The organism is Ruegeria pomeroyi DSS-3, from assembly GCF_000011965.2.
GTDB lineage: Bacteria > Pseudomonadota > Alphaproteobacteria > Rhodobacterales > Rhodobacteraceae > Ruegeria_B > Ruegeria_B pomeroyi.
The window spans coordinates 2,488,665-2,503,259 of record NC_003911.12 but is presented as its reverse complement, the minus strand read 5'-3'; the positions used below and the strand labels follow the sequence as shown (position 1 = coordinate 2,503,259).

Genomic DNA, 14,595 nt, shown 5'->3' with positions numbered 1-14,595 from the left:
GCGGGACACCCGGGCAGAGAGGTTGACCCCGGTGTCCGTTCGTTTCAGTTGGCCAATGGCTGGGGCCGCATGTCGTCGCGGTTGATCCCCGCCACCGAGACCGGCTTCTTCATCGCGTCACGACGGAAGGGTTCTCCCAGTTCCTGGTTCAGCAGCACTTCGATAGAGGTGGTCTTGCCTTCCTTCATCTGCGCCTGCACGGCGGTGTTCAGCGCATCGGTCAACGCGTCCATGGTCGAGACCTGCACGCCGTCGACGCCGCACCCGCGCGCGATGGCGGCATAGTTCACGTCCAGCGCCAGTTCGGTGCCGACGAAATTGTCGTCGAACCACAGCGTGGTGTTGCGCTTTTCCGCGCCCCATTGGTAGTTGCGGAAGATCATCATGGTGATCGCTGGCCAGTCGTCGCGGCTGACCGAGACCATCTCGTTCATCGAGATGCCGAAGGCGCCGTCACCGGCGAAGCCCACCACGGGTACGTCCGGGCGGCCGATCTTGGCGCCGACGATGGCCGGAAAGCCATAGCCGCAGGGCCCGAAGAGACCGGGTGCGAGCCGGGGAAGGCGTCGTTGTGCTGGTATCCGCAGCACACGGGTGCGTCGAGCCGTTCGGCCAGCGCCTTGGAGTCGCTGATCGCGCCGCCGATAACGACTCCGGCGCCGTTCAGGATGACCGGGAACCTGGCCGAGGACAGCAGTTCCGCGGCACGGGCCACAGCTTCTTCGCCACCCGAGGGGCGTTCAAACTCGACGATGGCCGGCAGGTCGATGTCGATCACCTGGGTCCAGAAATCGCGCGGGAGGTTGATCTGGGCGGGCGCGCTGGCGCGCTTGGCCTGCAGGATCACCCGGTTCAGCACCTCTGCCATCCGGCTGGGGTCACGCACCTCTTCCTGATAGGCCACCATGTCCTCCAGCAGGGCCATCTGCGCGACTTCCTGGAAACCGCCCTGGCCGATCGTCTTGTTGGCCGCCTGCGGCGTCACGATCAAAAGCGGCGTGTGGTTCCAGTAGGCGGTCTTGATCGGGGTCACCAGGCTGGTGATGCCGGGGCGTTCTGGGCCACCATCATCGACATCTTGCCGGTGGCGCGGGTATAGCCATCTGCGATCATGCCCGCGTTGCATTCATGAGCGCAGTCGAAGAACTGGATGCCCGCTGCCGGAAACAGGTCGGAAATCGGCATCATCGCCGAGCCGATGATCCCGAAGGCCTTTTCGATCCCGTGCATCTGCAACACTTTCACAAAGGCTTCTTCAGTCGTCATCTTCATGGGGGGTCTCCTCGGTGAATTCTTGGCAGGAATAGATGGCGCGCGCCGGGTTCAGACGTGATCTTCCAGGATCATGTCGCTGGCCTTTTCGCCGATCATGATGGCGGGGGCGTTGGTGTTGCCGCTGACGATCTCGGGCATGATCGAGCAATCGGCGACACGCAGGCCACGAATGCCATGAACGCGCAGCCGTGCATCCACCACCGTGCCTGATCCCCGGCCCATCTTGCAGGTTCCCGTCGGGTGGTAGATCGACGAAGAATTGTTGCGCGCCCAGTCAAGCGTGCCCTCGTAATCGTCCAGCCCCAGCTCTTTCGCCGGGCGGAACTCCTCAGAGATCTTGGCCTTCAGCGGGTCCTCGCGCGCGATCCTCCGGGCGATCCTGACGCCTTCGACGAGGGTGCGGCAATCCAGGTCGCTCGCCAGATAGTTCGGGTGAATCCTGGGGTATTCGCGCGGGTCGTTGCCGTTCAGGCGGATCTCGCCGCGGCTTTCGGGACGCAGCTGGCAGACCGACATGGTGAAGGCCGAGAACGGGTGCACCCCTTCGCCCGGGCTGTCGGCCGACCAGGGCTGCACATGAAACTGGATGTCGGGCGTGTCCACATGCGGGCCGGTCTTCATGAACCCGACGGCAAGGCTGGCGGCCATCGTCATCGGGCCTGACCTGAACAGGGCGTATTTTGCGGCGATCCGCGCCTGGTTGAACAGCGAGCGGACCTCGTCGTTCAGCGTCGGCTCGTTGCACTTGAACACCAACCGGGCCTGAAGATGGTCCTGCATGTTCTTGCCCACGGCTGGCAGGTCGTGGATCACCTCGATCCCGTTGGCCTTGAGCTGCTCTCCCTCGCCGATGCCCGACAGCATCAGGATCTGAGGTGAGCCGATGGCACCCGACGAGAGCACCACCTCGCGGCTGCAGGTAATCGTCTGTTCCCGGCCCGATCCGTCGAAATAGCGGACCCCGGTGGCGCGCCCATCCTCGACGATCACGCGGCTGACCTGCGCCTTGGTGATGATCTCCAGATTGGGCCGCTTGCGCGCGGGGTTCAGGAAGGCGACGGCGGAACTGCAGCGGCGGCCGTTGCGGGTGGTCAGCTGGAAATAGCCCACCCCTTCCTGCGTGGCGCCATTGTAATCGGGGTTGAACGGGTAGCCTGCATTCTGGGCTGCCGCGACCCAGGCATCGCAGATCGGACGCTGCAGGCGCATGTTGGACACCGAAAGCTCGCCGCCGGTGCCATGAAACGCGTCCGGCCCGCGCTCCTGGTTCTCGGACCGCTTGAACAGCGGCAGGACATCGTCCCAGCCCCAGCCTTCGTTGCCCATCTGGCGCCAGCGGTCGTAATCCTCGGGCTGGCCGCGCACGTAAAGCAGACCGTTCAGCGAGGACGAGCCGCCCAGAACCTTGCCGCGCGGCCAGTCTATGGCCCGGCCGTTCAGCCCCTTGTCCTTTTCGGTGCGGTAGCACCAGTCGACACTCGGGTTGTGCATCGTCTTGAAATAGCCGACCGGCACATGAATCCACGGATTCCAGTCGCGCGGCCCGGCCTCCAGCAACACCACCCGATTCGCCGGGTCCTTGCTTAGGCGATTTGCCAGCACACACCCGGCAGAACCCCCACCAACAACGATGTAATCGGCCTGCTTCGTCTGCATCGACTGGGTCCTCCCACGGCTCTGAAAGTCACTGGGCAAGTTTCTCTTGCGTCACTATGCATATTATTTTAAAAATGATACCACAAGTCTCAATAATCAACAATTATGAACGGAGGAGGAGAAGTTCATGAAGGTTTCGGACAAACTGAGCGGCGTGTCGCGCCGCGATTTTTTCAGGGTCGCAGGGCGTTTCGGCCTGTCATCCACGGTTTTGGGGCTGGGAGGCCTGACCGGTGCGGTGACGCTTCCATCACTCGCCGCTGCCGCCGAATCGACCTATGACAAGCGCTTCAAGAAAGAGGCCAAGCACACGCTGAAGTTCGGTGCCGCCGGTTTCAACGCGCGCAACCTGCTGATCGAACGCGCCGGTTGCCTGGAATTCGCCCGCGATCTCGAAGAGCGCACCGATGGTGAAATCCGTGTCGAGTTCATCGGCGACAACCAGATCTGCGGCCAGCTGTCCTGTGTCGAGAAGACCCAGAATGGCATCGTCGATATCTATGCGGCCTCGACCCAGAACTCGGCTGGTGGCGCGCCCTATCTGAATGTTCTCGACTATGCCTATGTCTTCCCGGGCCGCGCATCGCAGTATCATTTCCTCTACAGCCCGGAATCGAACGCGATCCTGCGCGACCCGCTGGAAAAGCGTCACGGCCTCAAGTTCCTGTTCAGCCATTGCGAGTTGCGCGGTCTGCAGATGGGCAAGTCCTTTGCCGACAAGCCGACCGTCACCAAGCTGGAGGAACTGTTCGGCACCAAGAACCGCGTCACGGGAACCCAGCTGGGCCGCATCGCGATGCAGCTGCTGAACCTGAACCCGGTGCCGGTGGCCTGGGAAGAAACCCTTGACGGTCTCAAGACCGGCCTGATCGACGGTGCCGAAACCTGGGCCTCGGCCGTGGCCTATGCGAACATGTCTCCGGTGGTGTCGCAGTCGGTCGACCTGCGGTTCTTCTGCGGAACCGAACACACCTCGATGTCGGCCAAGGTCTTTGACAGCCTCGATGGCTACCTTCAGGACGCAGTGATGGAATCGGCCTATCTGGCGCAGGTTCACGTTCAGGCGGCAAACGAGGCGGCGCTGGTCAAGACCGTCGGTTTCTCGGATCCGGTTCTGCCTGGCACCCTGTTTGACGAACATGACGTCCGCCCGGCATTCCTTGCCGAGGACCAGATCAAGATGGCCGAGGAAATGTGTTCGCCCGAGTACAACCCCGAGCCGTGGGCGCAATGGCGCGAGCGGTTGAACAACTGGTCGGGCGGCATTGATACCTATGCCGAACTGCATCGGGTGGCCCGTGAAGTGCCCGCCGACATGAAGCCGGAAAATGTCGAACCGCGCCGTTGGTGGAAAGGCTGAGGACGTAACCTGGCGGCGCTGGCCAAGCCGGCGCCGCCACCGTTGCGCCAGCCAATGAACTTCACAACCTTGCCTGTCCCGGGGAGGAGGCATAATGACCACTATCATGAGCGACATCGCCGAGATATTCCGCGCTGTCCTGTCAAACGACGCCTGGATGATCAGCGAGTCCCTCAAGACCGATGCCGCATGGGTCCTGGGTGGCGTCGTGACCCTGCTGGGCAGCGCGCTGTTTCTGGCGATCTATCACTACTTCCCATGGGTCGAGCGCAAGTTCGAAGCCACCGTCATGGTGTCAACCTATCTGCTGATCGGCGCGATCATCTTTGTCGAGGTCTTCCGGCGCTTTGTCCTGAACGTGCAGGCGCCGTGGTCCACCACCCTGCCGCCCTTCATGTTCCTGATCATGACCTGGGCGGGTTGCGCCTATAACGTCAAGCTGCGCACGCATCTGGCCTTTGCCGAGTTCCGCAGCAATATGCCCCGGCCACTGCAGTTTCTTTGCCTGTCGCTCGATGCGCTCCTGTGGATCGGCTTTGCCTGGATCGTCATCGTGACCTCGACCCAGGTGGCCGCCAATTCGGCCGCGAATTTCCAGATCCTGCTGGGCACGGACAATGTCCTGCAATGGTGGTTCCTGGTCTCGGTCCCGCTCAGCTTTATCCTGATCGCTGCGCGCGCGCTGGAAAACTGGCTCGAGGACCTGAGAAACTATCGTGACGGAAGTGACCTGATCGCCGCCGTATCCATTGGCGCTGACTGAGGGAAAGACCATGACTGACGGAAACTGGACGATCCTCATCTCGGTCGGGGTGACCTTCTTGTTCATGCTGGGCGTGCCGGTCTTTCTGGTGATCGGCTACTGGGTCATCGGCATGAGCCTTGTTCTGGGCCTGCCGCTGATCAACACCGGCTCGGCGCTGGCCGATGTGTTCACCGACGGGTTCGCCCTGCTGGCGATGCCGCTCTTCATCCTCACCGGAGACCTGATCAACCGCTCCGGCATCGCCCGGCGGTTGTCGGATTTCGCCTATGCCTGCCTTGGCTGGCTGCGCGGCGGGCTGGCGATGGCCTCGCTCGGGGCTTGCGGCCTGTTTGCCGCCATCTCCGGCTCGAACTCGGCCACCACGGCGACAATCGGCTCGATGCTGCACCCCGAGATGGTCAAGGGCGGCTATGACGAACGCTTCTCGGCCGCCACCGCGGCGGCGGGCGGCACGGTGGGCATCATCATCCCGCCCTCGATCATCTTCATCGTCTACGGCTTCCTGATGAACCTGCCGATTTCCGAGCTTTTCGTGGCCGGGATCATTCCGGGCGCGATGATGGTCGGCGGCATGATGCTGGTGGCCTTCTTCATCTGCTCGCGCAACAAGTGGGGTCACCTGATCCGGCTGGAGCTGGCCCGGGTTCTGAAAACCGGCCTTGGCGCCTGGCTTGGCTTCTTCGCGATCGGGCTGGTCCTGTGGGGGATCTACACCGGCAAGTTCTCTCCGACCGAGGCGGCGGGTGTGACCGTCGGCTTCTGCATCATCGTGGGCTTCGTCAGCCTGCCGATCCATGCGCTGATGGGGCGCCCGTCCGAGGAACGCGATTTCCGGGAACGCGGTATCTCGGAATATCTGGTGGTACAGGGGTTCAGCCCGCTGGAACTGCCCTCGATCACCATGCGCTCGGCCCAGATCACCGGCATCCTGGCGCCGCTGATCGCCGTTTCGGTGGTGATGCAGCAGATCCTGTCGGTACTGGGCGCGCAGGAGATCATCGGGGATTTCGTGCGCGGGATGGGTGGCTACTATGCCGTTCTGTTCACCTCGATGGCGATTGTCTTCTTTGCCGGCATGGTGCTTGAAAGCCTGCCCGTCACCATCATCCTCGCCCCGATCCTCGCGCCGATCGCGGCCTCTGTCGGGGTCGATCCGATCCAGTTCGGCGTGATCTTCCTTGTCGGTGCCTCGATCGGCTTCATCACCCCGCCTTACGGGCTGAACCTCTATGTCGCCTCGGGCGTGACAGGCGTGCCCTATTTCCGGCTGCTGCGCTACACGGTGCCTTACCTGTTCGCCCTGTTGTCGGTCTGGATCATGGTGGCGCTGCTTCCGGCTCTCTCGACAATCCTGATCCCGAGCGGGTAAAGCATGGTGAAGGGGTTCACCAACAAGGAACGGTAATGGCAGACGACGGCGAAAGAGAAGGCGCGATTCCCACCAACCTGCGATTGCTGCTCGTCCTCGAAGCCATGGCCGAAGCCGGGGTGCCCGTCACCCCGACCGAAGTGAACGAAAGACTCGGCCTGCCCAAGCCCACGATCCACCGGCTGTTCACGACGCTGGAAAACGAGGGCTTCATCCAACGCGAAATCGATGGCCGGGGGTATTCCCCCGGCCGCCGCATGCGCAAGATGTCGACCGGCATCCTGTCGTCCCTGCGGATCCGGACCGCACGTATCGCCATTCTCTCGAAACTGGCCGAGGAGATCGGCGAAACCAGCAATATCGCGATCCCGGACCGCGACGCGATGGTCTATCTCGACCGGGTGGAAACCAAATGGCCGCTGCGCATCCAGCTTCCGGTGGGCACGCGCGTTCCGTTCTACTGCACTGCCAGCGGCAAGATGTATCTCAGCAGCCTCGATCGCCGCCATCTGCGAAACTATGCCCTGTCCGCGCAACTGGACCCGCACACGAAACGTACGATCACCGACCCCGAAGCATTGATCGACGAGGCGATACAAGCGCGTGAACGGGGCTATTCGACCGACAACGAGGAATTCATGGAAGACATGATCGCCGTTGCGGTTCCGATCCTCGAAGGGAACGGGCGGATGGTGTCGACCTTGTCGTTCCACGCTCCGGTGCAACGGCTGGCGATGCCCGACGCCATCGGCCATGTCGAGCGGTTGAAAACCGCGGCGCGCCGGTTGTCGGAACTGCTGTCCGAGGGCGAACCGATTGCGGCCGACTCCCGCGCCGAATGATAGTGCGCGCAAAGGTCAATGGCGGTTTTCTGTGCCACGCACCCGGTTGCGCAAGGAGCAGCATAAGAAAGACCGGGACCGAAGCTGCCGTTCGCCCTCTCGCGGCATTTCCGAAGTCTGCCGATGACATGACGGTAAAACTCATGTGACCTTGGACACGGGCAATAGCCTCACAAGAGCGCTTTTCCTTGTCACGCCAGCGTTGTACCCCTGACGGGACCAAAGCGCGGAGACCGACCGATGCCCGATACGATGCTGCTGTTGCAGATGCTGGCCCTGCTGATCGTGATCGGCGCCTTTGCCGGGGTGCTGGCCGGTCTTCTGGGGGTGGGCGGCGGTATCGTGCTGGTGCCGGCCTTTTTCTATGCGTTCCAGACGCTGGGCTATGGCGGGCCGCAGCTGATGCAGATGTGCCTGGCCACCTCGCTTGCCACCATCATCGTGACCTCTCTGCGCTCGGTGCTCAGCCACAACAAGAAGGGCGCGGTCGATTGGCAGATCCTGCGCGGCTGGGGGCCGGGGATTGCGGTGGGCGCTGTTCTGGGTGTCATGGTCGCCGCCTCGCTGCGCTCGGTCGCGTTGCAGGCGCTGTTTGGCGTGCTGGGCATCGTGATCGGCGCCTATCTGGGGCTGGGGCGTGCCCATTGGCGGCTGGGCGAGGCGATGCCGGGCGGTCTGCGTCGCATGGTCCTGTCGCCCATCGTGGGGTTCCTGTCGGTGCTGATGGGGATTGGTGGCGGCAGCTTTGGCGTGCCGCTGATGAGCCTTTACAACACGCCCATTCACCGCGCGGTTGCCACCGCCGCCGGGTTCGGCGTGATCATCGCGGTGCCCTCGGTGCTGGGCTTCCTGCTTCTCCAGATCGACCCGGCGCAGCGGCCGCCGCTGACGGTGGGGGCGGTCAATCTGGTGGCCTTTGGCGTGGTCATCTGCATGACGCTGATCACCACGCCCTGGGGGGTGAAACTGGCCCATGCGATGGACCCCAAACCGCTGAAACGCATCTTTGCCGTGTTCCTGACGCTGGTGGCGCTCAACATGCTGCGCAAGGCGCTGGGATGGTAGAGGCGTTTCTGCGCCGGGGCTGGCTGCGGTTTCCGTTCGACCCGGTTCTGGCCGCCTGGGTCGACCATGTGCTGCCCGCTGCGCGTCACGCGGTGCGCGATCCGGCCCATGCCCAATGGCTCGATTGCGAGGGGACCTGGTTCATCGGGGTCGACGCGCTGGACAATGACGAAACGGGCCGGGTGGGCGACGGTCCGCCGCTGGCCGGGCAGGCGATTGATTTCATCACCCGCCACCTGGGCATGCTGCCGCTACATCGCGGTCAGGTCTCGGTGACCTATCCGGGCTATCCCCGTCCGCGCCAGGGCGAGGGTGAGGTGGCGTTTCGCTATCGCCTGAACCGGGGGGCGGCGCATGTGGACGGGTTGAAACCCGAAGGCACCGACCGGCGCCGCCATGTGGACGAGCCGCATGGCTGGATCCTCGGCCTGCCGCTGAGCGCGGCGGCGCCCGAGGCCGCGCCGTTGATCCTGTGGGAGGGCAGCCACCGCATCCTGGGCCCGGCGCTGGCGCGCGCGATGGCGGGCCATCCGCCCGAGGACTGGCACCGGGTCGACGTGACCGAGGCCTATCAGGCGGCACGCCGCGTGGTATTCGAAACCTGCCCTCGAATCGCCGTGCATGCCCGCCCGGGCGAGGCCTATCTCTTGCACCGTCATTGCCTGCACGGGGTCGCACCCTGGGCCGAAGATCTGGATGCCGGACCTGATGGCCGCATGATCGCCTATTTCCGGCCGGAACTACCTGGGGGCGTCAGCGATTGGATTGCGCTCCCGTAAAGAGATAGATTTATCCCCTCAAACGCGAAGCATGTTGGTTAATTTCGCCAATTGAGTGCAATTTCAAAGAAGCTCAATAAGGCCCTCTAACTTCATGAAATATGTGATAAATTTATTGCGATTTAGTGTTGGGGGAATACCAGTATGCTTACGGTTCTCATTTTGCTTGGAACGGCTTTGACGGTTGGAACGATTGCCTGGGCAATTGATGAAAACGATGATGATGACGGCGGTTCGGGGGGCGAAGGGGAACCGACAAGCGATCGCGAATTCTCGGGAACCGATGGCCACGACCTGTTGCAGGGAAATGATCTGGCCAACTGGATCAACGGGGGCACCGGGGATGACACCCTGTCCGGCGCTGGCGGCGATGACTCGATCTTTGCCGGGTCGGGCAATGACAGTGCCGATGGCGGCACCGGCAATGACGTGCTGCGTGGCAAGGATGGCGACGATACGCTGACGGGCGGGGCTGGAGATGACCTGCTGCATGGCAGCACCGGCCTGGACGTTCTGTCGGGCGGCGCGGGCACTGATACGCTGCAAGGCGGCTTCGGTGGTGACCGCCTGTTCGGCAATTCCGGCGATGACAGCCTTGATGGTGGCGCCGGGAGCGACCTGATCTTTGGCGGCGACGGCAATGACAGCGCCGATGGCGGCACCGGAGACGATGTGCTGCGCGGGCAAGGGGGCGACGACACCCTGTCCGGCGGCGATGGGGCCGATCTCCTGCATGGCAGCACCGGGCTGGATCATCTCTATGGCGACGCGGGCAGTGACACGCTGCTGGGCGGGTATGGCGGCGACCACCTGTCGGGCGGTGCCGGGGATGACAGTCTGGACGGCGGGGTCGGGCCGGATGTGATCAACGCGGGCGAGGGGAATGATACCGCCCTTGGTGGCACCGGAGACGATCGGCTGAGCGGGCAGGACGGTGATGACAGCCTGTCTGGCGGCGACGGCGCCGACCTTCTGCGCGGCGGCCTGGGCCGGGATGTGCTGCTGGGCGGCAACCAGAACGACACGCTGCTGGGCGGGTATGGGCCCGACAGCCTGTACGGTGAGGCGGGCAATGACAGTCTCGATGGCGGCACTGGCGGCGATCTGCTGGATGGCGGCACGGGCGAGGACACGATCATGGGGATCGTCGGCCGCTTGGGCAATGCGGCCTCGGGAATTCAGGACGAACTGGACCGCGACACCATCATCGGCGGCGCGGGCGATGACGAGCTGTGGCTGGGCAGTGGCGATCAGGCCACCGGCGGCGGCGGGGAAGATACCTTTGTTGTCGGTCCATGGATGCAACAGAGCGCGGTTGCGCGGATCGACGATTTCAACACCGTCACCGATCAGTTGCGGATCGAGGTGCCCACCGGCAGTTCCGGTGAAGTGACCATCGAAGAGGATCCGGACACCAGCGGTGTCGCGCTTGTGCTGTATGACAATGTCATCGTTGCCCAGATCGACAATGCCTATCCCGGGCTCACCGTGGCCGATATCCAGGTTGTCGAGAATGACGATCTGGTTGCAGCGGCCTGAGGCACCGGAGGGCGATTGCCTGCCCGCGTCCTATCGGCGCGGGCGGCCTGTGCTGACAGGGATCGGGTGCCTCACTCCTGCGCCTGCCGCGCGGCCCGGCCACCCCGGCGCTTGCGCAGCTGGGGCGCGCGGTCGGGCAGCTCTTCCATGATTGCGCGGCGCTCTTCGGGCTGCATCTTCGACCAGCGCGAGATTTCGTCGATCGAGCGATAGCAGCCGGTGCAGATGCGCTCGGTCGGGTGCACCACGCAGATGCGGATGCAGGGGCTGTCGACCTCGTTGCGTTTCCAGACCATGTCGGACATCGGCCAAAGCCCCTCAGAGATTGCGCAGGCGATCCAGCGCCCCTTGCAGGATATAGGCCGCCGCCACGTGGTCGATCACCTCTGAGCGACGCTTTCGTGTCGTATCCGCCTCAAGCAGCGCCTTTTCCGCCGCAACCGTGCTCAGGCGCTCGTCCCAGAAGGTGATCGCAACCTCGGTCAGGCGGCTCAGGTTGCGGGCAAAGGCGCGGGTCGACTGGCAGCGCGGCCCCTCGCTGCCATCCATGTTGCGCGGCAGGCCCAGCACGATGCCGGCGATCTCGCGCTGCTCGACAATCGCCAGCAGGGCGCTGGCATCCAGCCCGAATTTCTTCCGGCGAATGGTTTCCAGCGGGGTGGCCACGCCGCGCATCCGGTCGGATACGGCAACGCCGATTGTCTTGTCGCCCAGGTCAAGCCCGGCCAGGGCGCTGAACGGGGGCAGGGCGGCGGCGAACTCTTCGACCGTTTCGCAGATCATTCGCCCAGCCCCGCCCTTTGCGCAGCACTTTCGATCAGGACCAGCGCCTCGGGGCTTTCGCCATAGACCTGGCGCGCCTCGTCCAGGATGGCGCGGGCGCGGTCGGTATCACCCAGCACCACCAGCGCGCCGATCAGGCGGCCCCATTCCTGCGGCGTGCCGCCTTCGGTCGCCAGGCGAGTCGACAGGCGGGTCACCATGCCCTGGATCATTTCGGCCCGTGTTTCGGCGTCCATTTCAGAGGCGGCCTCGACATCCTCACGCCGGGGACCGGGCAGGGCGGTGCCGGCTGGCGGCGCGGGCGGGGTATAGTCGTTGACCCCGGCCCGCATCGCCAGTTCGCCGATCTGCTCGCGGATCGCCTCGCCCCAGGCAGTGCCCGCCGGGGCGGTCTGCAGCGTTCGCGCCCAGGTGTTGAAGGCCAGGTCGGGCCGCCCGATCTGTGCCAGCATGGTGCCCCAGTAATAGCGCGCGGGCCCGTATTCGGGGTCGCGCCGCAGCGCCTCGAACAGCACCGCCTCGGCCTCGGGCGAAACATAGCCGCCGGCGGCGCGGATCATCATTTCGGCCTGTTCGGTGAAATCCTGCGGGCTGGCATCGCCCTGCAGCAGGGCGATGACGCGCCCCTTGGCGGCATAGGCGGCGGCGAAATTGCCGGTATTGGCCTCGTGCTGGGCCAGCAGCATCTGGCCCTGAATGTCGTCGGGTCGCTGGGCCACGGTGTCGCGCAGCTTGCCCAGCAACTCGGCATAGCCCGGGTCCAGCTGCGGCGCGGGATGCGCGGGAATGCGCGCCTCGGCCTCACCCTGGCCCGGGCGGTCGGTACGGTTGGCCTCGGCAATGTCGAGGCGCAGTTGCAGCGGCAGGTCGCCATAGCCCGGCGCGCCCAGCCGTGAGTAAAGCGCCATCGTGCCGCCAACGATCACCACCGCACCGAGAAGCGCCCCCAACCCCGCCTTGCGAAGCGATTGACCGCCGCCTTCGACCTCGGCGCGCATCTGCGCATCGGCGGCCAGGATGCGGCGCGAGATCTCGGTGCGGATGCGTTCGGCATCACCAGCGTCGATCACGCCGCGCGCCAGATCGCGGTCGACCCCGGCCAGCTGGTCGCGATAGACGCGCAGGTCATAGGCCGCCGCCGGTTCCGCCGCAACGCGCGCGCGCAGCATCGACAGCGCCAGCAGCGCCGCCACGGTCAGGGCCATCAGGGTGACGAGGATCCAGAATGTCATGGGTGCTCCGCTTTGATCCCCTTCATCTAGCCCCGCCTGTGCGCTGAAAAAAGGGGCAAATGGACGCGAGGCGGTGCCATGTCGCAATCTCGCATTATTGCGGCGGTCCGGGACGGGGCTATGCTGGGGGGGCACGGCATATCTGCCACCAAGTCACGAACCGGATCGGATTCGCCCATGAAGCACTATTCCGCCTTTGCCGTCGCGCGCGAAGCGCTGCGTTATCACACCGGATGGGAGCGCGCCTGGCGCTCGCCTGAGCCCAAGAAGCGCTATGACGTGGTCATCGTCGGCGCCGGCGGGCACGGGCTTGCCACCGCCTATTACCTTGGCAAGAACTACGGCATCCAGAATGTGGCCGTGATCGAGAAGGGCTGGCTGGGCGGCGGCAATACCGGGCGCAACACCACCATCATCCGGTCGAACTACCTCCAGGACCCCTCCGCCGCGATCTATGAAAAGGCGCGCAGCCTTTACGAGACGATGAGCCAGGACCTGAACTATAACGTGATGTTCAGCCCGCGCGGCGTGATGATGCTGGCCCAGACCCAGCACGAGATCCGCGGCTACAAGCGCACCGCCCATGCCAACGCGCTGCAAGGGGTCAAGACCGAGTGGATCACCCCCGAACGCGTCAAGCAGCTGGTGCCGATCATCAACCTGCACGGGCCGCGTTACCCGGTGCTGGGCGCGCTCTGGCAAGAGCGCGGTGGCACCGCGCGCCATGATGCGGTGGCCTGGGGCTATGCGCGGGCCTGTTCGGCCATGGGCATGGACATCATCCAGCAATGCGAGGTCACCGGCGTGCGCCGCGAGGGCGGCCAGGTCGTTGGCGTCGACACCACCAAGGGGTCGATCGATTGCGGCAAGCTGGGCGTCGTGGTGGCGGGCCATTCCGGCCAGCTGGCGGAGATGGCCGGTTTCCGCCTGCCGGTCGAGGCGCTGGCGCTGCAGGCGCTGGTCTCCGAGCCGATCAAGCCCTGCATGGACGTGGTTGTAATGGCCAACACGGTGCATGGCTACATGTCGCAATCGGACAAGGGCGAGATGGTGATCGGCGGCGGCACCGACGGGTTCAACAACTTTACCCAGCGCGGCAGCTTCCACCATATCGAGGAGACCGTGCGCGCCCTGGTCGAGACCTTCCCGATGATCTCGCGGCTCAAGATGCTGCGCCAATGGGGCGGCATCGTGGATATGACCGGCGACCGCTCGCCCATCATCTCGAAAACGCCGCTGGGCGGCTGTTTCATCAACTGCGGCTGGGGCACCGGCGGGTTCAAGGCGATCCCCGGATCGGGCTGGGCCATGGCGCAGCTGATGGCAACGGGCCATTCGCCGCTGGCCGAGGCCTTCTCGCTGGACCGCTTCAAGGAAGGCCGCTTCATCGACGAGAGCGTGGCCGCAGGGGTGGCGCATTGACCAAGATTTTTCTCCGAAAAATCTTTTGCAGAGTTTTCGTCGAAAACTCTGCCTGCCGCGCAGCCGCGAGGGGAGCGTGATGGCCTATTCCGAGACCCTGGCCGAGACCATGCGCGCCGATCTGGGCGTGGAGCCGGGCCTGTCCGAAAAGAAGATGTTCGGCGGTCTGTGTTTCCTGCTGCATGGCCACATGGTCTGCGGCGTCACCCGTGACGGCGCCATGTACCGCCCCGGCAAGGCACAGGAGGGCGCAGCGCTGGCGCTGGGCGCGCAGCCGCTTTCATTCACCGGCCGTCCCATGGGCGGTATGGTCGAGCTGGACGCGGGCGCCTTCGAGGATGCCGCCCTGCGGTCCCGCCTGACCGAGATGTCCCTGGCTCATGCCGCCAGCCTGCCGCCCAAGGAGGCCGCGCGATGAGCGCCCCGCTCGATATCCTGGTGCGACCGGCTGGAATTGGCCGGGTCTTGCCTGCGCTTCCGGCTGTGGCATGCCGATTTGGCGCGGGG

The 14,595-nt window shown here is 64.5% G+C and carries 13 protein-coding genes and 1 pseudogene; 9 read left to right on the top strand and 5 right to left on the bottom strand.

The window, feature by feature from the left end; all coding sequences use genetic code 11:
- Positions 1–44: 44 nt before the first annotated feature.
- Both SPO_RS11975 and SPO_RS11970 read right to left on the bottom strand, forming a co-directional pair.
- A pseudogene (locus SPO_RS11975) lies at positions 45–1,272 on the bottom strand (thiamine pyrophosphate-binding protein).
- Positions 1,273–1,323: 51 nt separating this feature from the next.
- Complete coding sequence (locus tag SPO_RS11970) at positions 1,324–2,931, bottom strand: GMC family oxidoreductase (RefSeq protein ID WP_011048076.1); 1,608 nt, start codon at positions 2,929–2,931, stop codon at positions 1,324–1,326.
- A gap of 127 nt (positions 2,932–3,058) precedes the next feature.
- Between SPO_RS11970 and SPO_RS11965 the strand changes: the two genes are divergently transcribed.
- From SPO_RS11965 to SPO_RS11935, 7 genes are all read left to right on the top strand, one after another.
- Positions 3,059–4,291, top strand: a complete 1,233-nt coding sequence (locus SPO_RS11965) for a TRAP transporter substrate-binding protein (RefSeq protein ID WP_011048075.1) — start codon at positions 3,059–3,061, stop codon at positions 4,289–4,291.
- A 94-nt stretch (positions 4,292–4,385) separates the two neighbouring features.
- A complete protein-coding gene (locus SPO_RS11960) occupies positions 4,386–5,054 on the top strand; it encodes a TRAP transporter small permease (RefSeq protein ID WP_044028376.1) in 669 nt (222 codons plus the stop codon).
- A gap of 10 nt (positions 5,055–5,064) precedes the next feature.
- The gene (locus SPO_RS11955; RefSeq protein WP_011048073.1) at positions 5,065–6,426 is read left to right on the top strand and encodes a TRAP transporter large permease; all 1,362 of its coding nucleotides are present in this window, start codon (positions 5,065–5,067) and stop codon (positions 6,424–6,426) included.
- A gap of 35 nt (positions 6,427–6,461) precedes the next feature.
- A complete protein-coding gene (locus SPO_RS11950; protein ID WP_011048072.1) occupies positions 6,462–7,268 on the top strand; it encodes an IclR family transcriptional regulator in 807 nt (268 codons plus the stop codon).
- A gap of 240 nt (positions 7,269–7,508) precedes the next feature.
- Positions 7,509–8,333, top strand: a complete 825-nt coding sequence (locus SPO_RS11945; protein ID WP_011048071.1) for a sulfite exporter TauE/SafE family protein — start codon at positions 7,509–7,511, stop codon at positions 8,331–8,333.
- Entirely contained in the window at positions 8,327–9,112 is a 786-nt protein-coding gene (locus SPO_RS11940) for a hypothetical protein (RefSeq protein WP_011048070.1), read from the top strand. Before SPO_RS11945 ends, SPO_RS11940 begins: the two co-directional genes overlap by 7 nt.
- Before the next feature lie 144 nt (positions 9,113–9,256).
- Positions 9,257–10,651, top strand: a complete 1,395-nt coding sequence (locus SPO_RS11935; RefSeq protein ID WP_011048069.1) for a calcium-binding protein — start codon at positions 9,257–9,259, stop codon at positions 10,649–10,651.
- 71 nt (positions 10,652–10,722) lie between these two features.
- Here the strand turns inward: SPO_RS11935 and SPO_RS11930 are convergent, their stop codons facing one another.
- The 3 genes from SPO_RS11930 to ccmI are packed head-to-tail and all read right to left on the bottom strand — an operon-like array spanning position 10,723 to position 12,666.
- A complete protein-coding gene (locus tag SPO_RS11930; RefSeq protein WP_011048068.1) occupies positions 10,723–10,956 on the bottom strand; it encodes a DUF1289 domain-containing protein in 234 nt (77 codons plus the stop codon).
- Between the two features lie 13 nt (positions 10,957–10,969).
- The gene (gene ruvX / locus SPO_RS11925) at positions 10,970–11,434 is read right to left on the bottom strand and encodes a Holliday junction resolvase RuvX (protein WP_011048067.1); all 465 of its coding nucleotides are present in this window, start codon (positions 11,432–11,434) and stop codon (positions 10,970–10,972) included.
- The gene (gene ccmI / locus SPO_RS11920; RefSeq protein WP_011048066.1) at positions 11,431–12,666 is read right to left on the bottom strand and encodes a c-type cytochrome biogenesis protein CcmI; all 1,236 of its coding nucleotides are present in this window, start codon (positions 12,664–12,666) and stop codon (positions 11,431–11,433) included. Before ccmI ends, ruvX begins: the two co-directional genes overlap by 4 nt.
- Before the next feature lie 177 nt (positions 12,667–12,843).
- Between ccmI and SPO_RS11915 the strand changes: the two genes are divergently transcribed.
- Together SPO_RS11915 and SPO_RS11910 are read left to right on the top strand one after the other, a co-directional pair.
- Positions 12,844–14,088, top strand: a complete 1,245-nt coding sequence (locus SPO_RS11915) for a sarcosine oxidase subunit beta family protein (RefSeq protein WP_030003226.1) — start codon at positions 12,844–12,846, stop codon at positions 14,086–14,088.
- 79 nt (positions 14,089–14,167) lie between these two features.
- Positions 14,168–14,506 (top strand): TfoX/Sxy family protein, encoded by a 339-nt coding sequence (locus SPO_RS11910; RefSeq protein WP_030003225.1) that lies wholly within the window; start codon positions 14,168–14,170, stop codon positions 14,504–14,506.
- Positions 14,507–14,595: the final 89 nt, after the last annotated feature.

Bases quoted from the DNA above. Each gene is read 5' to 3' on its own strand.
- ruvX (WP_011048067.1), bottom strand. From the start codon at position 11,434: ATGATCTGCGAAACGGTCGAAGAGTTCGCCGCCGCCCTGCCCCCGTTC.
- SPO_RS11950 (WP_011048072.1), top strand. From the start codon at position 6,462: ATGGCAGACGACGGCGAAAGAGAAGGCGCGATTCCCACCAACCTGCGA.
- SPO_RS11915 (WP_030003226.1), top strand. From the start codon at position 12,844: ATGAAGCACTATTCCGCCTTTGCCGTCGCGCGCGAAGCGCTGCGTTAT.
- SPO_RS11960 (WP_044028376.1), top strand. From the start codon at position 4,386: ATGACCACTATCATGAGCGACATCGCCGAGATATTCCGCGCTGTCCTG.
- SPO_RS11965 (WP_011048075.1), top strand. From the start codon at position 3,059: ATGAAGGTTTCGGACAAACTGAGCGGCGTGTCGCGCCGCGATTTTTTC.
- SPO_RS11910 (WP_030003225.1), top strand. From the start codon at position 14,168: ATGGCCTATTCCGAGACCCTGGCCGAGACCATGCGCGCCGATCTGGGC.
- SPO_RS11955 (WP_011048073.1), top strand. From the start codon at position 5,065: ATGACTGACGGAAACTGGACGATCCTCATCTCGGTCGGGGTGACCTTC.
- SPO_RS11945 (WP_011048071.1), top strand. From the start codon at position 7,509: ATGCCCGATACGATGCTGCTGTTGCAGATGCTGGCCCTGCTGATCGTG.
- SPO_RS11970 (WP_011048076.1), bottom strand. From the start codon at position 2,931: ATGCAGACGAAGCAGGCCGATTACATCGTTGTTGGTGGGGGTTCTGCC.
- SPO_RS11930 (WP_011048068.1), bottom strand. From the start codon at position 10,956: ATGTCCGACATGGTCTGGAAACGCAACGAGGTCGACAGCCCCTGCATC.
- SPO_RS11940 (WP_011048070.1), top strand. From the start codon at position 8,327: ATGGTAGAGGCGTTTCTGCGCCGGGGCTGGCTGCGGTTTCCGTTCGAC.
- ccmI (WP_011048066.1), bottom strand. From the start codon at position 12,666: ATGACATTCTGGATCCTCGTCACCCTGATGGCCCTGACCGTGGCGGCG.
- SPO_RS11935 (WP_011048069.1), top strand. From the start codon at position 9,257: ATGCTTACGGTTCTCATTTTGCTTGGAACGGCTTTGACGGTTGGAACG.